Origin of the sequence: Streptomyces sp. TP-A0874 (genome assembly GCF_001748085.1) — a bacterium.
In the GTDB taxonomy this organism is placed as follows: domain Bacteria; phylum Actinomycetota; class Actinomycetes; order Streptomycetales; family Streptomycetaceae; genus Streptomyces.
The window spans coordinates 171,558-192,637 of sequence record NZ_BBZK01000003.1; the positions used below are offsets into that span (position 1 = coordinate 171,558).

The 21,080-nt window shown below is 72.1% G+C and carries 17 protein-coding genes, 1 tRNA gene and 1 pseudogene; 7 read left to right on the top strand and 12 right to left on the bottom strand.

The annotated features are described in order from the left end of the window. The first annotated feature begins 48 nt into the window (after positions 1-48). Positions 49-690, top strand: coding sequence for a leucine-rich repeat domain-containing protein (locus BGP73_RS00635; protein ID WP_306303441.1), 642 nt, complete (start codon positions 49-51; stop codon positions 688-690). A 472-nt stretch (positions 691-1,162) separates the two neighbouring features. Here the strand turns inward: BGP73_RS00635 and BGP73_RS00640 are convergent, their stop codons facing one another. The 4 genes and pseudogenes from BGP73_RS00640 to BGP73_RS22435 all read right to left on the bottom strand — a co-directional run. Continuing rightward, positions 1,163-2,485 carry an AAA domain-containing protein gene (locus BGP73_RS00640; RefSeq protein ID WP_069812019.1) on the bottom strand — a complete coding sequence of 441 codons (1,323 nt, stop codon included), beginning with the start codon at positions 2,483-2,485 and terminating at the stop codon, positions 1,163-1,165. Between the two features lie 83 nt (positions 2,486-2,568). After that, positions 2,569-4,158: a hypothetical protein gene (locus BGP73_RS00645; RefSeq protein ID WP_069811218.1), complete on the bottom strand. Its 1,590-nt coding sequence runs from the start codon at positions 4,156-4,158 to the stop codon at positions 2,569-2,571. A gap of 91 nt (positions 4,159-4,249) precedes the next feature. After that, positions 4,250-5,506 (bottom strand): hypothetical protein, encoded by a 1,257-nt coding sequence (locus tag BGP73_RS22430; RefSeq protein WP_244501036.1) that lies wholly within the window; start codon positions 5,504-5,506, stop codon positions 4,250-4,252. Between the two features lie 202 nt (positions 5,507-5,708). After that, positions 5,709-6,368: pseudogene (locus BGP73_RS22435) on the bottom strand (phosphatase PAP2 family protein); the annotation flags it as partial. Positions 6,369-6,890: 522 nt separating this feature from the next. Here BGP73_RS22435 and BGP73_RS00660 point away from each other — a divergent pair. Next, positions 6,891-7,496 carry a histidine phosphatase family protein gene (locus tag BGP73_RS00660; RefSeq protein ID WP_069811222.1) on the top strand — a complete coding sequence of 202 codons (606 nt, stop codon included), beginning with the start codon at positions 6,891-6,893 and terminating at the stop codon, positions 7,494-7,496. Between the two features lie 116 nt (positions 7,497-7,612). On the opposite strand, the gene BGP73_RS00665 is transcribed toward BGP73_RS00660, so the two are convergent. Beyond that, positions 7,613-8,986 (bottom strand): hypothetical protein, encoded by a 1,374-nt coding sequence (locus BGP73_RS00665; RefSeq protein WP_069811223.1) that lies wholly within the window; start codon positions 8,984-8,986, stop codon positions 7,613-7,615. 330 nt (positions 8,987-9,316) lie between these two features. Between BGP73_RS00665 and BGP73_RS00670 the strand changes: the two genes are divergently transcribed. Together BGP73_RS00670 and BGP73_RS00675 are read left to right on the top strand one after the other, a co-directional pair. Further along, a complete protein-coding gene (locus tag BGP73_RS00670) occupies positions 9,317-9,760 on the top strand; it encodes a hypothetical protein (RefSeq protein ID WP_170837739.1) in 444 nt (147 codons plus the stop codon). A 34-nt stretch (positions 9,761-9,794) separates the two neighbouring features. Continuing rightward, the gene (locus BGP73_RS00675; RefSeq protein WP_069811225.1) at positions 9,795-10,673 is read left to right on the top strand and encodes a spermidine synthase; all 879 of its coding nucleotides are present in this window, start codon (positions 9,795-9,797) and stop codon (positions 10,671-10,673) included. Positions 10,674-10,737: 64 nt separating this feature from the next. On the opposite strand, the gene BGP73_RS00680 is transcribed toward BGP73_RS00675, so the two are convergent. From BGP73_RS00680 to BGP73_RS00695, 4 genes are all read right to left on the bottom strand, one after another. Next, positions 10,738-12,138, bottom strand: a complete 1,401-nt coding sequence (locus tag BGP73_RS00680) for a GH1 family beta-glucosidase (RefSeq protein ID WP_069811226.1) — start codon at positions 12,136-12,138, stop codon at positions 10,738-10,740. 101 nt (positions 12,139-12,239) lie between these two features. Beyond that, a complete protein-coding gene (locus tag BGP73_RS00685; protein WP_069811229.1) occupies positions 12,240-13,091 on the bottom strand; it encodes a carbohydrate ABC transporter permease in 852 nt (283 codons plus the stop codon). Beyond that, positions 13,088-14,071 (bottom strand): carbohydrate ABC transporter permease, encoded by a 984-nt coding sequence (locus BGP73_RS00690; protein WP_069811230.1) that lies wholly within the window; start codon positions 14,069-14,071, stop codon positions 13,088-13,090. Before BGP73_RS00690 ends, BGP73_RS00685 begins: the two co-directional genes overlap by 4 nt. A gap of 4 nt (positions 14,072-14,075) precedes the next feature. Further along, positions 14,076-15,392 (bottom strand): ABC transporter substrate-binding protein, encoded by a 1,317-nt coding sequence (locus BGP73_RS00695; protein ID WP_069811232.1) that lies wholly within the window; start codon positions 15,390-15,392, stop codon positions 14,076-14,078. A gap of 261 nt (positions 15,393-15,653) precedes the next feature. On the opposite strand from BGP73_RS00695, the gene BGP73_RS00700 reads away from it, so the two are divergent. Both BGP73_RS00700 and BGP73_RS00705 read left to right on the top strand, forming a co-directional pair. Then, entirely contained in the window at positions 15,654-16,673 is a 1,020-nt protein-coding gene (locus BGP73_RS00700; RefSeq protein ID WP_374701112.1) for a LacI family DNA-binding transcriptional regulator, read from the top strand. A 220-nt stretch (positions 16,674-16,893) separates the two neighbouring features. Next, complete coding sequence (locus tag BGP73_RS00705; RefSeq protein WP_212732770.1) at positions 16,894-17,319, top strand: TetR/AcrR family transcriptional regulator C-terminal domain-containing protein; 426 nt, start codon at positions 16,894-16,896, stop codon at positions 17,317-17,319. Positions 17,320-17,530: 211 nt separating this feature from the next. On the opposite strand, the gene BGP73_RS00710 is transcribed toward BGP73_RS00705, so the two are convergent. From BGP73_RS00710 to BGP73_RS00720, 3 genes are all read right to left on the bottom strand, one after another. Beyond that, a tRNA-His gene (locus BGP73_RS00710) sits at positions 17,531-17,606 on the bottom strand. Positions 17,607-17,765: 159 nt separating this feature from the next. Beyond that, positions 17,766-18,386 carry an oligoribonuclease gene (orn, locus tag BGP73_RS00715; RefSeq protein ID WP_069811234.1) on the bottom strand — a complete coding sequence of 207 codons (621 nt, stop codon included), beginning with the start codon at positions 18,384-18,386 and terminating at the stop codon, positions 17,766-17,768. A 19-nt stretch (positions 18,387-18,405) separates the two neighbouring features. Then, positions 18,406-19,659 (bottom strand): helix-turn-helix domain-containing protein, encoded by a 1,254-nt coding sequence (locus BGP73_RS00720; RefSeq protein ID WP_069811236.1) that lies wholly within the window; start codon positions 19,657-19,659, stop codon positions 18,406-18,408. An 828-nt stretch (positions 19,660-20,487) separates the two neighbouring features. Between BGP73_RS00720 and BGP73_RS00725 the strand changes: the two genes are divergently transcribed. Further along, the gene (locus tag BGP73_RS00725; protein WP_069811238.1) at positions 20,488-21,009 is read left to right on the top strand and encodes a universal stress protein; all 522 of its coding nucleotides are present in this window, start codon (positions 20,488-20,490) and stop codon (positions 21,007-21,009) included. Positions 21,010-21,080: the final 71 nt, after the last annotated feature.

Consider the following 21,080-nt stretch of genomic DNA (forward strand, 5'->3'; position numbering starts at 1 on the left):
GAGCTCGAAGAGGTTCCCGAGTCGGTCTGGCAACGAACCGAGCTCCGCGTGTTGATCCTCGCGGAGAACGGGCTCACCACCCTCTCACCGGAGGTCGGGAAACTGGACCGGCTGAGCACACTGGATCTGGGCCACAACGCGCTCACCTCCGTGCCGGACGAACTGGGGGATCTGTCAGGGCTCACCGACTGCCTCTACCTGCACGACAACCGCCTGTCTCGGCTTCCGCGGACCCTGGGACAACTGACCCGACTGCGTTACCTCAACATCGGCGAGAACCCCGTCGCCGCCTTGCCCGAAGCCATCGGAGAGATGAGCGGCCTCATCGAGTTGAGAGCACAGCACAACCGGCTGACCGCGTTGCCCGAGTCGATCGGCCGGCTCCGCAACCTGCGCGAGCTCTGGCTGCGCGGAAACGCCATCGAGAACCTGCCGCCATCGGCTGCCGAACTCCGGGAACTGCGTCACCTCGACCTTCGGGAGAACGCGGTCGCCGAGCTTCCCGAGGCCCTGGCTGGCCTTCCGCTACTGCGCCAGATCGACCTGCGGAGCAATCGACTCAGCCGCTTGCCGGACTGGCTCGCCCGGATGCCGTCGCTGGAGAAGCTGGATCTGCGGTGGAACGAGATCGATCCCTCCCAGCCAGTGCTGGCCGAACTGGAGCGGCAGGGATGCGTGGTCTTGATGTGAAACCGTTCCGACGCGCACAGCGGCAGCTCTTCGAGGAGCACCAGGTACTGGAGCCGGGCCACGGCCACCGGAGCGCCGGGCGGGCGCCCGGCGGCAATCGAGACCAACTGCTGAGCGCCCTTGGCTGTGCCGAGGGCCCCAGCCCGGCACCTGCCCACAGCCCAGGCCCCGGTCCGCTGGATCGAGGGGAACGGTTACCGGTCGGCCGGGTATCCCCGGGAGATCAACCTGGAGTGGCCGGAGAACCGCGAGGACTGGGTGACGGAACTCCAGGTCCGGTCGTCCGGGCCTGACCGCCGGGGGTTCCTATGGCTTCCCTGCGAATGTCGGGGAACCCCCTCGCCGCACCGAACCGTCAGCCGAGTACGTCCAGGACGAGGACGACGGGCCGTCACAGGCGAAAGCAAGCTCCAGAGGCAGCTCCTGCCTGCACGGAGAACCAGACGAAACGGCCGGAGTCCCGTTGTACGGGTCACGGCCGCCAGGAGACCCTGTGCCGCTGCCAGTGGTCCAGCGTGGCGAACATCGCCTCCCAGCCGTCCGGGAACTTCACCGTCACGCCCAGCTGCACCGGCTCGGTCGAGGGGTGCTCGTCCAGCAGCTCCGCGACCCCCGCCCGGCAGACCACCACGCAGGCGTGCCGGTGGCGGGAGGTGAGTACGCACAGCCGGCCGGTCTCCAGATGGAAGGCGGTGGCGTCCGGCCGGCCGGAGAGCGGGTGCAGCACGACGGTGACGTCGAACTCGCGTCCCTGGAGCCGGTTGGCGGTGTCCACCGCCACCGCCCTCACTCCCAGTTCGGCCAGCGCGGACCGCACCGCGGCGGCCTGGTCCCGGTGGGCGGTGCCGACCGCGATCCGCTCCTCGGTCAGTGGTGTGGGCTCCGGTCCGCGCTCGTCGACCGTCGTGGTGCCCCGGTCCAGCAGCCTGCGCACCACCGCCGCCACCGCCCGTACCGCCTCCGGGTCGGTGCGGGGGGTGTGCCGGGGCGGCAGCTCCAGCAGCCCCCAGCCGGACTCCGCGGCCAGGTCCAGTACGCGGTCCGGCGCGGATCCGTCCGAAGCATCGCGGAAGGCCAGTCTCCGGTCGCCGTGTTCGGTGCCGCTGCGGAACCGGGTGAACGGGTAGAAGGCGTCCGACACCAGCGGCGCGGCGGAGGCCGGCAGCCGCCAGGACACCGGCAGCCGGTGCTGCGGCAGGGCCGGGTTGTGGGCGAGCAGGGTGCTCACCGCGCTCGCCGACGGATCGTAGGACAGGCCGGCCCACTGCTCGGCCCCCACCACGCTGAACGGGTCGAGCTGCCCCGGGTCACCGACGAACAGCGCCCGCTCGAAGAGCCCCGCGACGGCCAGCAGCGCGTCCGAGCGCATCTGGTACGCCTCGTCGACGATCGCCTGGTCCCACGGTTCGACATCCCTGGTGTGCGCCCACTTCGCCGCGGTCGAGACGACGATGTCCAGCCCGCGCAGCTCGGTGGCCTTGGCCGAGGTGCGCACCGAGGGCAGCTCGCTGAGCAGCGGATCGAAGGGCCGGGGATCGCTGCTGTGCAACCGCCCCACCGAGAGGTCCGGGTCGGCGTCGGCCAGCCGCGTCACCAGGTCGTCCACCTGGGCGTTGGTCTGCGCCACCACCATGAGCGGACGGCCGGCGCCGGCGAGTTCGCGGGCGGCGCGGACCACCAGCGTCGACTTGCCGGCCCCGGGGGGCGAGTCGACTACGACGCCGCGGGCGGTGCCGTGCAGCGTGTCGCGGAGGATCGCCGCGGTCGCCTCGGCCGCGGCCTGCCCCGGGTCCACCCGCCCCGGTCGGTCGGCGGCGGGCCGGGCAGCGGAGGGCCCTTCGGGCGACTGCTCGGTTCCGAGCCGGGGATCGTCCTCGGTCACAGGAAGTCCTCCGCGGTGACGGGGTCGGGGGAGGTCGCCGGGGCGCCGGTCAACGCGGTGTCCTCCGGCGGCCCGCCGTGGGTCCAGGGGGTCTGCTCCGGCTCCGGGAGCCGTGGACCACCCCGCGGAGCGTGCTCGAAGAGGGTCCAGCACACCTCCTCGCCGACCTCCGGCACCGAGCCGGGCTCCGGCACCTTGCCGCGGCCCATCCCGCCGGTCAGCCGGACCACGACTGCCCCGGGCCGCTGGTCGACCAGTTCCCCGGGCTGCGTCCTGCCGTCGGGCAGCGCCCGGAACACCTTGGCATCCCCGGAGAGCTGCGGCCGGTCCTCGGTGCGGATGGTGAGCAGTGGCCGGGGCATCGGTCGGCTGCTCGCCGAGTAGGCCATCTCCACCTCCACCACCCGGCCCGCGAAGGCCTCTCCGGCGAGCCGGTGCCCCGCCATGACCAGCGGGTCGTCCAGCGCCTCCTGCGCCTCCAGCCGGGCCTGGGCGGTCTCCCGGCCCAGCAGCTTCCGGGCGGCGGTCACCGCGTCGTCCCACTTCGGCTGGGGCGGCTCACCCGCCCGCAACCGATCGCGGTGGTGGGTGTAGGACCAGCGGTCCAGCTCCCAGCGCTCGACGACATGGCCGGCCTCCGGCAGCGCCCGCAACAGGTCGACGCCGCGCCACACCGCCTCCCAGGTGGGTCGTAGCTGTCCGGCCACCGCCCGGCGGATCTCCGCCTCGGCCGCGCGCAGTGCGGTGCCCGCGGCCCGATCGCCCTGCTGGAGGAGGGCGCGAGCGGCGTCGTAACGCCCCATCGCCGGGGCCAGCACCCGGTTGTCGAAGACCGGGTCGGTGGCCGGCCCGGCCGGCGGGCAGCACAGCAACCCGTCCTCGCCGCGCTCGCACTCCGCGAGCAGCGCCGCCTCGGCGCCCGACAGCCCCTCCGGCGGGTCGATCCAGCCCAGCAGCGCCCCCAGGTGCTCGTCCTCCGGGCTGCTCTGGCCGGTGGTCCAGTGTCGGCCGAGGAGTTCGGTGACCGCGAGCAGCAGCGAGGACCCGGGCACGCGGGAGCGCTCACCGTAGTGCGTCAGCCAGCGGCCGAGGCGGGGCACCCCGGCCGGAGCGGGATAGGCCGCCTCCGGATCCTCCTCCGCGGTCCGCCGGAACCTGGTCGACCGGCCCAGCAGCCGTAGGAACTCCACACCGGCACGGCCAGGCACCAGCAGTTGCGGGGCGTCGGAACACAGCTCCACCTCGACCGGCACCTTCTCACCGGTCTCCGGATCGGTCTCCTTGCGCTGCCGGGTCTCGACCTCCTCCGCGTACCCCTCAAGGTGCGGCAGGACGGCATCCGCCAACTCGGCGAGGAACGCGGACCGCAGATCGCGGTCGCGCGGCTGCGCCACGACCAGCAGCCGGGGCCGCTCCCGGTCGGTGCCGACGAGTGCGCCCAGCGGTGCGGCGGCCTCTCCCGCGGTGGCCAAGGGCACCAGCACCAGGGGGCGGTCGGACAGATGGCGGTGGCGCACGGTCGCAGCCGGCTGCGCCCGACCGGTGGCCACGGCCTCCATCCGGGCGAGGGTCTGGATCAGCGACACGGCGCCTCCGGCACGGCCGGGCCCCGGCTCGACGGCCTGCTCGCGGGGTGCCCCGGGCCGCGGCGCGGCACCCCCGGGAGGGAGCGCGGGATCAGCCGCATGCGGCGGCTCCTCCGGCTGCCCCGGCGGCGGCGAGCGCCTCGGCGCGGAGCGCGGCGGCTCGGCGGAGCGCCGCGACCGCCGGGTCTTCCGGGTCGCCCGCGAGGCCGTGCGCCGCCGCCAGCACCTCGCCGACCGTCCGCAGGCCGCCCAGCTCACTGCGGACGCCGCGCCCCAGCACCCGGACCGAACCGGCCTCCCTGGCCCGGAGCCGGCAGTGGAAGGCGAGCTCGCAGGAGGCCAGGCAGTCGGGCACGTACGCGGCCTCGACCGCCTCCACCGCCTCGGTGAGTTCGCCGACCGGCCGCGGCGCGGTCCGGCCGTCCTCGGCCAGCCGCAGGGCGAAGGTGGTGCCCTCGGGGAGCGCGGCGGTGATCTCCTCCAGGTGGGTGAGCCGTTCGAGTTGGCGGCGGGTGACCGCGAGCTGTTTCCGGACGTCCAGCGGCGCGGCGGTCGGCAGGTTGGAGAAGTCCTTCGGGCAGACCAGCAGCGTGGTGTGCCGGACCCGGGCTTCCGGGATCTCCGCCGCCAGCCCCTCCAGGGCCAGCACGTAGACGGCCGACTGGCGGGCCGCCGCGCCCACTTTGGCGGCGTCGGCCGCGCCGTCCAGCACCGGGAAGGACTTGATCTCCACCACGGTGAGGCCGCCGTCCGGCTGCACCACCACCGCGTCCGGTTCCAGGTGGGCCGGGGAGCCGGCCACGCCCAGTTCCACCATGGGGTGGAACAGCAGGGACCAGCCTCCCGCGGCGACCGCCGAGGCCAGGGCCGCCCGGGTGCGGTCGGCCCGGCCCTCGCAGCCGGAAGCGGAGAGGTCCGGTACGTCGAACTCGACGTGCTCGGCGGCCGTGCCGGGAGCCAGGTGTTCGAGCAGCAGCCGGATCAGTTCGCTGCCCTCGTCGGCGCTGAGCCGCGCCTCGAAGGAGTTGCCGCGGACGAAGGCGAACTGCGACTGGCCGAAGGTGGCCGGTGAGCCCAGCGCCTCGGCCAGCGCGGACTTGTCCACCCCGGCACCGTCCAGCAGCGCGCGCCGCCGGCACCCCGGGTTGGCGGCCAACGCCGCCAGCGCCCGGGCGTCCCACGGCCGGGGCGCGGAGTCGGGGCCGCGGAGTTCAGCGAGCCGCCGCCGGAGCGCCGTCGTCTGCCGCGGAAGCGCCCGAAGTGACGGCCGTCCCGGAGCCCGGGACGCGGCCGTCGGGCTGTGGTCGCCGGGCCGGTTGTGGAGTCGGCTGTCGGGGGATGCGTTCACCCGCCGAAGTCTCGCATCCGTCACCGACAACGGCCGAATCACCCACCGCCGCAGGCTCCCCGGGCCGGTCGGCCGGCCCGGCCGGGAGCCGCCGCGCGAAGCGGGCCGAGAGTTGGTCGACGAGGCGCAGCGCCGGCCGCACCAGCAGCCAGCCGGCCAGCATCACGGCGGCTCCGGCGACCGCGTCCAGCAGGTAGTGGTTGGCGGTGCCCATCACCACCACGCAGATCAACAGCGGGTAGGCCACGCCCACCGCCTTCGCCAGCGGGGTGCCGCGGTACCGCCAGAGCAGCACCCCGCACCACAGCGCCCAGCCGACGTGCAGACTGGGCATCGCGGCGTACTGGTTGGTCAGGCCGCCGAGCCCGCGCGGCGCGCTCGCCTCGGCGCCCCACCAGCCGTAGGAGCCGTACTGCGCCATGGTGTCGACGAAACCATGGGCGGCGTCGAGGAGTCGGGGCGGGCAGGTCGGCAGGAAGGTGTAGCCGATCAGACCGATCATGGTCGAGAGCAACAGCCAACTGCGTTCCAGCCGGTAGCGGGTCGGCAGGCGCAGCCACAGCCAGACCAGGAACGCCGGTGTCACCACGTAGTGGAGCGAGGCGTAGACGAAGTCGGCCGGTATCCCGACGGCCGGGTGGTGGGTGAACAGCCGGTTGAGCGGGGTCTCGGCGTCGATGCCCAGCCACTGCTCGAAGCGGAGGATGGCCAGGCCGTGCTCGACCGCGGAGGCGACGTCGCCGCGCACCAGCAGCCGCACGCCCAGATAGCAGCCGTAGACCACGGCGATCAGCGGCAGTTCGGTCCACCAACGGAGCCGGCGGACAGCCGGCGCTCCGGCGGCGGTCGCGGTGTCGGGCATCCGGACGCTCTCCAAATGTGTTCAGGCGGCCTGCGGGCGCGCGTCAACCGTACGGTGTGGGCGGAGCCCCGGGTGCATCGGCCCCGAGCGCGCGGCGCGCCGTCGCGCCCGGCCACTGAGCGCTGTCCCGTCATCCCTGGCGGGCGTACGACGCCGGCAACGGCACCCCCGGCCACCGCTGAGGGGCGCCCCACGCCGCGTCGTCGGAACACCCGATACGGCCGGTATCCGGGCTTCCCTCCGCCTTGCGACGTGTAACGCACCTGACGCCGTGCGCTGATCCGCCAGAGACCACGGGACAGCGCTCAGCCGTCAGCCGGGGTGGTGCACGGACCTCCGATCCAAGCCTTCCGCCCCTTCCCCTGTCGACGGGGTGGTTCAGCGCGCCGGACCATCGCTCGTGCACGGGCAAGGACGCCACTGGGGTCGATCAGGTTGACGGCCGGTCCGCTACGTGACGATGGATGCAGCAGTGCACATATTCTTCCGGGAAGATCTGGATTACTAGGGAAGGTCCTGCCCATGGCACCGCGAATCCTGCTCGTCCGGCACGGACAGACCGAGTGGTCGCTGTCCGGGAGGCACACCGGCCGAACCGACGTACCGCTGCTCGAGGAGGGGCTGCGGGGGGCGCGGCTGGTGGGTGAGCGACTCCGCCGTCCGCCCTACGACGGCCTGGCCCGGGCGCTGGTGCGGACCAGCCCGCTCGCCCGGGCCGTCGACACCTGCGCCGCCGCCGGCTTCGCCGAACCCGCCGAGACATGGGACGCGTTGCGGGAGTGGGACTACGGGGCGTACGAGGGGCTGACCTCCGAGGCGATCCAGGTCGAACGCCCGGGCTGGACCATCTGGCGCGACGGGGTGCCCGAGGGGGAGGGGCGGGCGGAGGTGGCGACCCGTGCCGACGCGGTGCTGGAGTGGGCGCGCTCCACCGACCGGGACGTCCTGCTCTTCTCGCACGGCCACATCCTGCGGGTCCTCGGCGCCCGCTGGCTCGGCCGCGAGGTGTCGTTCGGGGCCCGGCTCAAGTTGGCTCCCTCGTCCCTCTCGGTGCTGGGCTGGGCCTACGGTGAGCCGGCGGTCGAGAGCTGGAACGACACCGGCCACCTCTCCGCGGCCGAGAGCTGACGGGCCTCAAGCGGTGCCCGGACCCGGGCCGTCCCGAATCCGGAAGCCTGGCGGGGGCGGGCCGTGCCGGGACCACCCGGCGCGCGTCATCCCCCGGTGCTTTCAACCCGGACAGGTCACGCCGCCCGTTCGAGCTCGGCGTGCCGGGCGAGGAAGGAGCCGACCGAGACCGAGTCCCTGCGGTGGGGGGTGAGGGCCCGGGCCGTGCCGGCCAGTATCGAGCGGATCCGGGCCGACTGCACCTGGCGCAGCAGGTCCAGCACCCGCTCACCCGCGCTCGCGGCCTCCTCGGGCGCCCCGGCCCGGGCCAGGTCAGCCGCCAACTCCGCGGTGAACAGCGCGGTGTTCCGGGCGAAGTGCGGATCCTGCAGTGCCGCTGCCCGCCGGGCATGGTCGGCCGCCCGCCGCCACTCGCCCAGCGCCGCCCAGCACTGCGCCTCGAGCCCCTCCAGCTCGGCCTCCCCGTAGAAGGACATCCACTCCGGGTCGCCGTCGGAGGGGCCCCGCTCGAACAGGTCCCGGGCGCGTCCCAGGGCCTCCACACAACCGGCGCGGTCGCCCAACCCGGCCCAGCCTCCGGCCTCGCGCAGGGCCAACAGCGAGAGCAGGCCCGCGGAGGGGAGCTGCTTCGCCGCCCGCTGGGCCGCCTCGGCGGCTCGCACCGCTTCCCGCGGCCGCCCCTCGTCCCGGGCGAGGAAGGCGGTGTTGCAGAAGGCGTGGGCCTCCAACGCCGCGTCGCCGGACGTCCGGGCGATGGCCAGCGCCTCGGCGTAGTGCGAGCGGGCGTCGGCGAAACGGCCCGAGTCGTGCGCCAGCCAGCCCACGGAGATGGCCAGTTCACCGGCCCCGGCGTGGATCCGGTCGCTGGTCGTCCGGCGCGGGGCCCCCGCTTCCAGCAGTGTGAAGGCGGTGCGCAGCGGTTGTTCCGCGCGGCGGTACAGGCCGTCGGCGCCGTGCTGGTCGTCGAGGAGCCGGATGCGACGCACGGCCTCCTCGACCGCCGACGCCTCGGACTCCCCGACGCGACGGGGCGGACGGGCTGGGCTCAGCCCCAGTGAGGCGGTGGCCATCGCGACCGAACCGCCGGTCATGAACGCGCGACGCAGCACGTCGCTCTCCTCGTGAGTGTCGGCAAGGGTGGGTGGTCGGGTTCCCGCAGCCGCGTCGGCGGGGGTGCGCCGTCTTCGGCCCCGCACGGTCTCTCGGGGAGAGAAGCCGAGGTCGCTGAGCGAACGCCCGGGGAACATGTGCCGGAACACGCGCTCGTACGCGTAGTTGGGGCAGCGGATCTCTCCCGACTCGACCCGGCCGATGTACCGGGCGTCGCAGGAGACCTGCTCCCCGATGTCGCGGGCGGCCCGGCGGACCGCCGCCGCGAACTCACCGGGGGAGAGCGGACCGCGCAACTGCCTGAAGATCGTGTTCGGCCGGCGCGCGGGACTGCCGGCCCGGACCCGCGAAGACGACGAGGACGCTGTTGGCGACGCCACGGCTGGCCTTCTTCCTGGCGGTGCTACCGCTCTGCGAGGCGGAGATCCTGCTGCCGGTCCCGAAACGCGTGAGAGACGCTGGAACGGCGAGAGGAACCGTACCGTTCGTGTTGGCTTGATCACTCAGAGTTTGGCTACAAACCGGATATCTCATCCCCGATCCGCCATGAAGCGCCATCCTTTCCAGCGGTGCGCCGCCGTAGCCGTTGACGAGTCGGCGGCGTTGAACCTTCTGCGGACGAAGGCGTTCTCAGCCGAGGAGGGTTTCCCTTGTTGGAGGCGGATGTGGACACGAACGACCCCCGGACGACGGTCCGTCGCCGCGGTGCCGTGGTGGCCCGGAGCGACGACTCCGAGGGCCCCTGCGACCTGGTCACCGTGCCGGCGCGCCAGGGGCTGGAGGCGGTGGACATCCTGCGCCGGCGGAACACCCCGCTCTCCCCGGAGCCCGGGGCCTCGCGCAGGCCGGCGGGCGACGGAGCCGCGACGGACGCGACCGTCCCGGTCGGCCCCGTACTGCACGACGGCGACTGCGACACCCTCGGCTTCCTGGTGCCGCCCGGCACCGCCGAGCAGTGGGACCTGCCCGGCAGCGCCTGCACCGAGACCTTCGGGCGGGGCGCGCGACTCGCCCCCGACGCGGCCCCGCCGGTCGACGGCACCGGCTGGCTGGTGCCGCCGGAGGACGCCGAGACGGTGACCGATCCGGCAGCGCTCCGGGACGCCCTCGGGGAGGCCGCGCGGGTGATCGAGGCAGCCGACCGCTGCCGCTGAACCGTCCTGGTGGCCGGCCGGGGATACTGGTGCCATGGCGAAGGGCGGACGGCGTGCCGAGCGCGGCCCGGGCCGAAGCGCCCGGGAACGGATCACCGAGCGGGTGGACCGCGGTCTCGCCGAGCTGGTCCCGGACCGGGACCGGCCGGGCGGCTGGACCCTGCTCATCGACGGCGCGCCGCAGTCCCACGTGGACCTCGACGACCCCACCCGCCTCGAGTTCGCCTACCAGCGCAGGCTCGGCCACATCGCGGACCTCGCCGCATCGCCCGGGCGACCGCTGAACGCACTCCACCTGGGCGGCGGGGCCTTCACGCTGGCCCGCTACATCGCCGCCACCCGGCCCCGCTCCACCCAGCGGGTCGTGGAGTTGGACGGGGCGCTGATCGATCTGGTGCGCCGAGCACTGCCGTTGGAGCGCGGCTGGCGGATCCGGGTGCACAGCGCCGACGCCCGGAACGCCCTGACGAGGGTGGCGGACGGTTGGGCCGATCTGGTCATCACCGACGTCTTCGACGGCGCCCGCACCCCCGCCCACCTCAGCAGCACCGAGTTCGCCGCCGAGGTCCGCCGGACGCTCCGGCCCGGCGGTCAGTACGCGCTGAACCTCACCGACGGCCCGCCGCTGGCCCATCTGCGCGGGCAGATCGCCACCCTCGCCAGCGTCTTCCCGGAGCTGTCCGTGGTGGCCGATCCGGCGGTACTGCGCGGCAGGCGCTTCGGGAACGCCGTGCTCCTGGCCGCCGACCGCCCACTGCCGCTCGCCGAGCTGACCCGGCGCGCCGCTGGCGACCCGCACCCCGGCCGGGTCGAACACGGCCGGGCGCTCGCCGACTTCACCGGCGGCGCCGCCGCCGTCCACGACTCCGGGGCCCGGCCTTCACCACCGCCACCGCCCGGCACCTTCGGCTGATCGGGATACGGCGGCGCGCCCCGGCAGTCCCCTTCTCCGGGCCGGGGCGCGCTAGGAACGCGGGCTACCCCTCCGCGGGCAGCCGACCGCCGCGGGCCACCTCGGCGTACCAGCGCGCGCTCGACTTCGGCGTGCGCTTCTGGGTGGCGTAGTCGACGTACACCGCGCCGAACCGCTTGCTGTAGCCGTACGCCCATTCGAAGTTGTCCAGCAGCGACCACAGGAAGTAGCCGCGGACATCGGCGCCGTCCGCGATCGCCCGCTGTACCGCTGCGAGGTGGCTGCGCAGGTAGGCGATCCGCTCCGGGTCGTGCACGGCGCCGTCGGCGTCGGGCTCGTCCTGGTAGGCGGCACCGTTCTCGCTGACCAGCAGTGGCAGCCCGGGAACCTCCCGGGTGAACCGCATCAGCAGGTCGTGCAGTCCGCTCGGGTCGACCGACCACTCCATCGAGGTGAGATCCCCGGGCGGCTGGTGGAAGGCGACGTTCTCCGCGCCGACCCACGGTGAGTGCTCGCTCGCCCCGTGGCCGTCCCTCCTGGGAGCCTCCCCCTCGGCGGTCGCCGAGACCACCGTGGGCGTGTAGTAGTTGATGCCCAGGGCGTCGATCGGGTGCTTGATCACGGCCAGGTCGCCGTCCTGTACGTACGACCAGTCGGTGATCCCCGCAGTGTCGTCGAGGAGATCCGCCGGGTAGCTGCCGTGCAGCATCGGATCGCTGAAGACGCGGGTCGCCAGGGCGTCGATCCGCCGCTGCGCGTCGACGTCCCCGGCGGACTCGGTGAGCGGACGGACCACGGCGGCGTTCAGGCTGACCGAGATCTTCCCCCGGGGCGGCAGCGCCGTGCGGAGTGCCTGCGCTCCGAGGCCGTGCGCCAAGTTGAGGTGGTGCGCCGCGCGCAGCGCCGACTCCGGCTCGGTCCGGCCCGGGGCGTGCACCCCCGAGGCGTAGCCCAGGAAGGCGCTGCACCACGGCTCGTTGAGCGTGGTCCACATCTCCACCCGGTCGCCGAGCGCCTCGCCGACGAGCGCCGCGTACTCGGCGAACCGGTAGGCGGTGTCCCGCTCCGGCCAGCCGCCGGCCGTCTCCAGTTCCTGGGGCAGGTCCCAGTGGTAGAGCGTCAGCAGCGGCTGGATCCCCTTGGCCAGCAGTTCGTCGACGAGCGCGCGGTAGAAGTCGAGGCCGCGCTGGACGGCCGGCCCGCGGCCGGTGGGCTGCACCCGCGGCCAGGAGACGGAGAAACGGTAGGAGCCCAGGCCCAGTTCGGACATGAGGGCGACGTCCTCGCGCCACCGGTGGTAATGGTCCGTCGCCACGTCACCGGTGTCACCCCCGAGCACCTTCCCCGGGGTGTGGCTGAAGGTGTCCCAGATGGACGGGGTGCGGCCGTCCTCCTGCGCCGCGCCTTCGATCTGGTAGGCGGCGGTCGCCGCGCCCCAGAGGAAATCAGACGGAAAAGCAGTCATGGAAGCGCTCCCATTAGAAGTCGGGTGTGGTGGACGGGATCGGGACGAGGGAAGGTCGCGCTGAACCGCGGACCGGGGCGGCTGCGGGCCGGCAGGATCGGTCAACCCTTGACCGCGCCCTGCATGATGCCGCCGACGATCTGCTTGCCGAACACCGTGAAGGCGAGCAGTAGGGGAAGCGTACCCAGCAGCGCCCCGGCCATGATCACCGATTGGTCGGGGATGTAACCCCGCCCCAGTCCGGTGAGGGCGACCTGCACGGTCGGGTTGTCCTGCGTCAGCGCGATGATCGGCCAGAAGAAGTCGTTCCATGCCTGGACGAAGGTGAGCAGCCCCAGCACCGCCATGGCCGGTCTCGCGGCGGGGAAGACGACGTGCCAGACGACCCGCAGACTGCTCGCCCCGTCGACCCGCGCCGCCTCGATGATCTCGGTCGGCAGCGCCTCGGTGAGGTACTGCCGCATGAAGAACACGCCGAACGCGGTGACCAGGGTCGGCAGGACCACCGCCTGGAGCTGGTTGGTCCACTCCAGCTTCGCGACGACCATGAACAGCGGCACCACCGACAACTGCGGCGGGATCATCATGGTGCCGATGGTCAGCAGCAGCAGAAGGTTGCGGAACCGGAAGCGCAGCTTGGCGAAGGCGAAGCCGGCGATGGTGGAGAAGAGCACCGTGCCGACGGTGATGGTGCCGGCGACCAGCAGCGTGTTCCACAGGGCGAGCCCCATGTTGGCGTCGCTCCAGGCCAGCTCCAGGTTGCGGAACAGGTTCCCGCCGAACCAGAAGGGCGGAGGGGTCTCGGCGAGCCGGGTGTTGGTCCGGGAGGCGGCGACGGCCGTCCACACCAGTGGGAAGAGCGACCCGGCGGTGAAGAGGATCAGCACCGCGTAGGCGAACTTCCCGGCGTGCAGCTGTCCGCCGGCGCGGTTGGCTCTCATGGCGCCCTTCATCGGCTCCTCCCCAGCCGCCGGGTGATCAGCCAGTTGACCAGGCCGATCAGAAGCAGGATCAGGAACATCGACCAGGCGATGGCGGCGGCCCGGCCGAGGTGGAAGTTGAACCAGCCCTGCTCGTACATGTAGAGCCCCAGGGTCTGGAACTGGTGCGAGGCGCCGCCCTTCTCGCCGCCCGGGCCGCCGAAGAGCAGCGGCTCACCGAAGAGCTGGGTGGCGCCGATCGTCGACACCACGATGGTGAACAGGATCGTCGGCCGCAGCGACGGGATGGTCACATGGAGGAACTGCTGCCAGCGGGAGGCGCCGTCCAGCGCGGCGGACTCGTAGAGGTCCTGCGGTACGGCCTGCATCGCCGCCAGGTAGATCAGGGTGTTGTAGCCCGTCCAGCGCCAGATCACGATCGAGGAGACCGCCAGCTGGGAGGCCCAGGTGCCGTTCTGCCAGTCGATGGTGTCGATCCCCGCCATGCCCAGCAGCCAGTTGACCATCCCGTAGTCGCGGCCGAAGAGCAGCACGAAGACGAGCGTCGCGGCGGCCACCGAGGTGGCGTAAGGGGTCAGCATCGCCACCCGGAAGAAGGCGGAGCCGCGCAGTCTGTAGTTGAGCAGATGGGCCAGGCCGAGGGCCATCAGCAGCTGCGGGACGGTGGAGATCACCCCGATGGTGAAGGTGTTGCGCAGGGCGTTCCAGAAGAACTCGTCCTCCAGCAGCCGGGTGTAGTTGTGCAGCCCGACCCACTCCATCGTGGTCGGGTCGTGCAACGACACGCTGTGCAGGGACGACCAGCCCGTGTAGAGCAGTGGGAAGAGGCCGAATGCGGTGAAGAAGAGGAAGAAGGGCGCTACGAAGGCGTACGGGCTCCACTTGACGTCGCGGCGGTAGCGGCGGCTGCGGCGCCGCGCCTCGCGGTCTGCGCGGAGGGCCGCGCCCCCCTGCCCGGCAGGGGGCGCGGCCGTACGGGACTCGACTGCCATCGGGTCACTTGTCCAGCAGGTTCTCGATGTTCTTCAGCGCCGCCGACCAGCCCTCGGCGGGTGACTTGCCCTGCTGCTCGACCTGGAGAACGCCCACGTCGACGATGGCGGTCTGGATCGGCTGGTCCTTCGCACCCAGCAGCAGGGTCGGGGCGTTCTCGGCCGCCTCGACGAAGATCTGGCCGATGGGGGCGTTGTCGAAGTACTCGTGCTTGGCGTCCTTGACTTCGGGTAGTTCGTAGGCCGCCTGGGAGCTGGGGAAGCTGCCCTGTTTGGCGAAGAGCTTGGCCTGCTGCTCCGGCGCGGTCAGCCAGGTGGCGAGCTTGATCGCCTCCTTCTTGTTCTTCGCGGCTTCCGGCACGGAGAGGAAGGAGCCGCCCCAGTTGGCCGGCTGCGGGGCCTGCGCGACGTCCCACTTGTCCGCGGCCTTCTCCCCGGCCTTCTCCTTGATGTAGCCGAGCATCCACGGCGGGCAGACGACACTGGCGAACCGCCCGTTGGCGTAGGCCTGGTCCCAGCTCTTGTCGAACTGCTTGAGCTTCGCGGTCATCTTCCCCTTGACGGCCTCCATCGCCAGGTCCCACGACGCCTTGACGGCCGGGCTGTCCTCGTAGATCAGCTCGCCGTCCGCGTCGTAGTAGCGCTCGGGGCTGCCGGAGATCGCGCCGTTGTAGACGCCGCCGGCGGAGTCCGTGAACACCGTGCCGGAGGGGGCCTTCTCCATGTACTTCCGGCCGGTGTCGATGTACTTCTCCCAGTCGCCCGCCCAGAGCTTGCCGACCTCATCCCGGTCGGTGGGCAGGCCGGCCTTCTCGAAGAGGTCCTTGCGGTAGCAGACGGCCATCGGCCCGATGTCGGTGCCGAGGCCGATGACCCTGCCGTCCTCGGTGGTCCCCTGGGCGAGCTTCCAGTCGAGGAAGTCCCCGGTGTTGACGCCCTTCTCCTTGCCGAGGTCGACGAACTTGTCGCCGTGCAGGGCGGTGGTCTCCGCGATGTTGCCGACTTCGACGGCCTGGATGTCCTGGAGGCCGCTGCCGGCGCCCAGGTGGGTCAACAACTGCGTGTAGTACTGGTCGCTTCGCTCGATCGAGGTTTCCTTGATGGTGACGCCGGGGTTCAACTTCTCGTACTCGTCGTAGAGCCCGGCCTGCTTGTAGCCGAAGACCCCGAAGACGCCGATCGTGATGACTTTCTTGCCGTCCTTGCCGGAGCTGGCGGAACCTCCGTCGTCTCCGTCGTCGGCGCAGCCGCCGAGCAGGCCGATGCCCAGGGCCGTGACCGCCGCGAGCGTCACCGCCCGCCGCGTCCGAGTAGTGCCCATCAGTCCTCCTAGCGCCCTGACGTTCGCTCCCGGCCGGGAATGCTCGTGGGGAAGCTTGTACTGAGGCTCGGGCGGGGAACGTACGGGATGTGTATGAGTCAGGTACCGTGGGAGCGCTCCCAAAAGTGATGTGTTGAAGGGTTGCCGCTACTCGGTGGAGTGTCAAGGCCGTCGGCATGACGAACTCGCCGCAACGGGAGTGATGTTGAATGGCGCGGAGGCGCCGGAATCGGCTTGTGGCTGGAGGCGGTCATGTCGGCGATGGGAAAGCGTGGTGCGAGGCCCACCCTTGAGGAGGTCGCCGCGCGGGCCGGGGTGGGCCGCGGCACGGTCTCACGAGTGATCAACGAGTCACCCCGGGTCAGCGCCCGGACCAGGGAGGTCGTGCAGAACGCCATCGCCGAACTCGGCTACGTGCCCAACCGCGCGGCCCGTGCCCTGGCGGCCAACCGGACCGACGCCGTCGCGCTCGTGGTCCCGGAGGCCGAGACCCGCCTCTTCGCCGAGCCGTACTTCTCCGGCATCATCCGCGGGGTCGGCTCGGAGCTCGCCGATACCGAAATGCAACTTCTGCTCACCCTGATCCGCACCCCTAAGGAGCGGGACCGCTTCGCCTCCTACCTCGCCGCGCACCGGGTCGACGGCGTCCTCCTGGTCTCCGTGCACGCCGACGACCCGCTGCCCGACCTGCTGGAGCGGATCGGGATGCCGGCGGTGCTCAGCGGGCGTCGGGCCGCCGGCGAGTCGGTCTCCTACGTGGACTCCGACAACGTCGGCGGTGCCGGCGCCGCAGTCGAGCACCTGATCGAGCGGGGGCGGCGCGCGGTCGGCACGATCACCGGGCCGCTCGACATGTACGTCGCCGAATGCCGCTTGGACGGCTATCGCCGGGCGCTCGCGGCCGGTGGCCGGGAGGTGGACGAACAGCTGGTGGCCGTGGGCGACTTCACCGAGGACGGCGGACGCCGCGCCATGCGGCAACTGCTCGACCGCAGGCCGGACCTGGACGCCGTGTTCTGCGCCTCCGACCTGATGGCCTCCGGTGCCCGCCAGGTACTGCGCGAGCACGGCCGCGCCGTCCCGGACGACGTGGCCCTGATCGGTTTCGACGACTCCGCGGTGGCCCGGCACATGGACCCTCCGCTGACCAGCGTCCGTCAGCCGATCGAGGAGATGGGACGGGCGATGGCCCGGGTGCTGCTGGGGCAGATCGCCGAACGCCCCGCGGAGCGCCGCCAGGTGGTCCTGCCGACGGAGCTGGTCCGGCGGGCCTCCTCCTGAAAACGGCCGCTCGGTGACTCCCGAAGGGGGAGCGAACTCGGCGGGGCGGCGGGCGATGTGCTCCCGTACGGCTCACCCGGCGCCCCCCGGTCCCGCTCGCGACCAGCACCGGAATCATCCGGGGGTGCCGAGTTCGGTGGCGGGTCGGAGTCGCTGGCGTTCGCCGCCGACGAACGCCGAGGGGCAGTGCGAGAGGCCAGCCGAAGGCCAGGAGTGCCGCGTGGTCGCCGGCGCCCATCCCCGGAGCAGCGACCTCGCCATCGGGCGTCCCGTACCCGGTCCCGGCGCTTCGGCCAAGTACGAGACCGAGCTGCGTGCCCTGGACGGGATCGGGCTGACCGACATCGGGATGGAGCACACCCTGACCGCCCTGCTCTCCCTGGTGCGAGGGACCGCCCGAGCCGCACTCGCAGCCCAGGGCTCCGGGGAACCGGGTGAGGACCAGGACACCGGCTGGTGGGCGAACATCGAACCTGCCCTCACCGCGGCCATCGGCGAGCAGACCCGGTTCCCGACCGCCTCGCGTGTCGCACGCGCACTCGGTGAACAGACCGGCAAAGCCAACGACCCGGAGGGTGCCTACCGGCGCGGTGTCGGCCTGCTCCTTGAGGGCATCGCGCGGCAGATCGACCTCCCGGGAGCGTGACGCCCGCCAGGCCGCGTGCGCAGCCGGTCAGATGCCGATCGCGACCACATCGTCGACCAGAGCTTCCGGGGGACGGAGGCTCTGCCGCTGACCGGCCGTACGGCAGGGGGCCAGGCCGATGATCCAGGCTGGGCCGAGAACTCCGGAACGAGAGCGAGGCCCGAACTTTCGACCGAGCTATTCCTCAGTCGAAAGTTCGGACCTCGCGCGCTGGGGTGAGTAACGGGACTCGAACCCGCGACATCCTGGACCACAACCAGGTGCTCTACCAGCTGAGCTATACCCACCACGAACGATTCTTGCTCGAACCGTTCAAGAAGAAGTGTACAGGGTCCGGCGGGGTGCTCGCTCCCGCCTTTCCCCCTGGGCAGCGTGTCGTTCAGGGGCCGCGCGGCGGCACGCGGCCGGTTGCCGTCGGTTCTGGTAGGGGCGTTCGGAAGAGCGGCTCAGGTGCTCGGCTGCGCCGGAGCCGTCGGAAGCACGTGCTTGGCCGCGATGGCCTTCGCCGTCTCGGAGTCGGGGCCGGGTCGCGGCACGAAGACCGCCTCCCGGTAGTAGCGGAGTTCGGCGATGCTCTCCCTGATGTCGGCCAGCGCCCGGTGGTTGCCGTTCTTCTCCGGGCTGTTGAAGTACGCCCGGGGGTACCAGCGGCGGGCGAGTTCCTTCACCGAGGAGACGTCGACGATCCGGTAGTGGAGATGGTTCTCCAGCTTCGGCATGTCACGCAGCAGGAAACCGCGGTCGGTGCCGACCGAGTTGCCGCAGAGCGGGGCCTTGCCACGCTCCGGCACGTGCTCCCGGATGTAGGCCAGGACCTGTTCCTCGGCCTCCTCCAGCGTCGTGCCGTCGTCGAGCTCCGCCAGCAGGCCCGACGCGGTGTGCATCTCGCGCACCACGTCGGGCATCGTGGTCAGCGCGCCGGCCGGTGGGCGGATGACGACATCCACGCCCTCCCCGAGCACGTTGAGCTCAGAGTCGGTGACCAGTGCGGCCACCTCGATGAGCGCGTCGTCAGACAGCGAGAGTCCGGTCATCTCGCAGTCGATCCACACCATGCGATCGTTCATACGTCCTAGCCTATGCGTCCTATTCCACCGGGCGGCTTCGCTGGCCGGGCACCATCGGGCGGGCGCCCGACCGGTCCGGAGCGTGGTCGACCCCGTACGGTACGTACCCCTCCGGTTCCGGCCTGCCGACCGCGCCGGGGAAGCCGGCCTCGGACGGTCCGGGACCCGCGGGGCCGCCGTGGCCGCCCCGGCCCTGGCGGCGCGTGGCCGCCGCATGCTCGGCGGCCGCCGTCCCGTCGGTCCGCTCGGCGCCGCCCTGCGGCCGTCTGGCCCGGTAGGCGGCCCGGTAGGCGGCGGGCGAGGAGCCCAACTGGCGTCGGAAGTGACCGCGGAGGGCGACCGGCGACCGGAACCCGCAACGACCGGCCACCTCGTCGACCGAGTAGTCGGAGGTCTCCAGCAGCCGCTGTGCCTGGAGCACCCGCTGGGTGATCAGCCACTGCAGGGGGGCGCTGCCGGTGAGTGAGCGGAAGCGCCGGTCGAAGGTGCGGCGGCTCATGTAGGCGCGGGCGGCGAGGGTCTCCACGTCGAACTGCTCGTGCAGGTGCTCCAGCGCCCATGCCACGACCTCGGCGAGCGGGTCCGCGCCGATCTCCTCCGGTAAAGACCGGTCCAGGTAACGCTCCTGTCCGCCGGCGCGGCGCGGCGGTACGACGAGTCGGCGGGCGAGCGCACCGGCCGCCTCCGGTCCGTGGTCGGCGCGGACTATGTGGAGGCAGAGGTCTATGCCGGCCGCCGTCCCCGCGGAGGTCAGCACATCGCCGTCGTCGACGAAGAGTTCGCGCGGGTCCACATGGACGGACGGGTAGCGTTTGGCCAGCGTCGGGGCGTACATCCAGTGGGTGGTGGCGGGGCGGCCGTCGAGCAGCCCCGCGGCGGCCAGCACGAACGCGCCGGTGCACAGGCCCACGATGCGCGCGCCCTCCTCCTGGGCGCGGCGGAGCGCTTCCAGGGCCTCCCTGGGCGGTGGCGCGGTGATCGACCGCCAGGCGGGCACGACGACGGTGCCGGCTCGGGCGAGCGCCTCCAGGCCGAACGGCGCGGTCAGTTCGAGTCCGCCGGTGGTGCGCAGTGGCGCGTCCTCGCCGGCGCAGACCAGGAGCCGGTAACGGGGGACGCCGGCGTCCTGTCGGTCGATACCGAACACGGAAAGCGGGATGGAGCTCTCGAAGATGGGCCCGCCGCTGAAGAGCAGTACTGCGACGATCTCCCGGCGGCGGCGCCCGGACAGCTTTTGCGCCGTCTCCGGTATCGTCGTGGAGTCCTGGCTCATGGCTCTAAGCCCCCCTCGGTGGTCGCGTCCTCTCGGTGCTGCACGTTTCCCCTCGGTCCTGCACAAGTCCCCCGCCGTGAATGGCCAAGATCGAATCTACTGTGTCGCACGTGGCGAGCGTGACTAGTTCACCACCTACTGCTATGTCGACATGACAACTTGGCGTGAAGCATTCGATCACGAAGCGTGGCAGCCGTCGGCTCCGCTGGGAAGTCCGCCTACCGTCGGTCTCCCCCTGGGACACGTGGCGTGCGCCCCCGAAGCCCACTTTTGCCCAGGTCGGAACGGTGCTGGGCGCGCTGTCCGGCGAGGTTGGTGCCGTTGCGGGAAGTTGGCCGAAAAGAAGCGCAGCTGTCGAGGCGGGTTGATTCCATGATCGACAGACTGCCCCGGACGCTCTCCCTGCTTCCGTGCGCCCCCGTTGCGCCCCGTCCCGAAGGCGGGGGAGCGGCCGGTCCAGAGGGTCGGGGACCCTGTCGGCCCCGCCCACGCACGGGTGGCGCTCGGCGCCGCCGCGCCCGTCCGCGACGGGACTTCCGCCTGCGGCCGCGGAGGGCCCGCCGACGGACCCCGTCTGCGGGCCGCAGCGGCGTTGCGTTATGGGCCCATTCTCCGGCATGCTCCCGGAAGCCGTGTGTGGGAGCCGGACGAATACCCCGCTCTCCGCGCGTCGGTGCACATGACCCCGGCAGGTGAGGAGTGTCGTCGTACCCTTTGGGGTAAGGGCTTGGAAAGATGATTCCCGGACTATCCCCCTTCCCCTTCGGAGCCCGCTCCGCCACCCACCGCCGCTCCCTCCCGTAGAGGACCTTCTTCGCCGAGACACCGATGGCCGGTCACGAGATCCCTGAACCAGCGGACCGCAGGAAGGTCGCCGATCTGACGGCAGACCTTGAAGCGGCGGAAGGGGTGCGCCAACCCTGTGACCCCGCGTTCCAACACGGCGTGGTGGTGGGGTTCGACGGTTCGACGTCCAGTGAGCGCGCACTCGCCTATGCCATCGGGATGGCCCGGCGCTGCCGGTCGGGCCTGATCATCGTCCATGTGGCGAACCGGCTGCCGACGACGGTGTGGGCGGGGTGCGAGCCGCCGGTCTTCGTGGACGTGCCGGACCACCGCACCGAGGTGCTCGGTCTGGAACTGGCCTGTGCCGAGCACCTCGCCGAGGTGCCGTGGATCCTCGTCGAGCGCGGCGGGGACATCTGCCACGAACTGGAGGAGGTCGGCCGGGAGTACGCGGCCGACGCCATCGTCGTCGGTTCGACCCACGGGCTGGTGGGCCGGATGTTCGGCTCGGTCGCCGGGCGGCTCGCCCGCCGCGCGCAGCGTCCGGTGGTCACCATCCCCTGACGGACCGGTGGGTGGTGATCGCCACCGGCTGAAGGGCCCGGCCGTCACCACCCGCTCGTATGGGCGGCAGC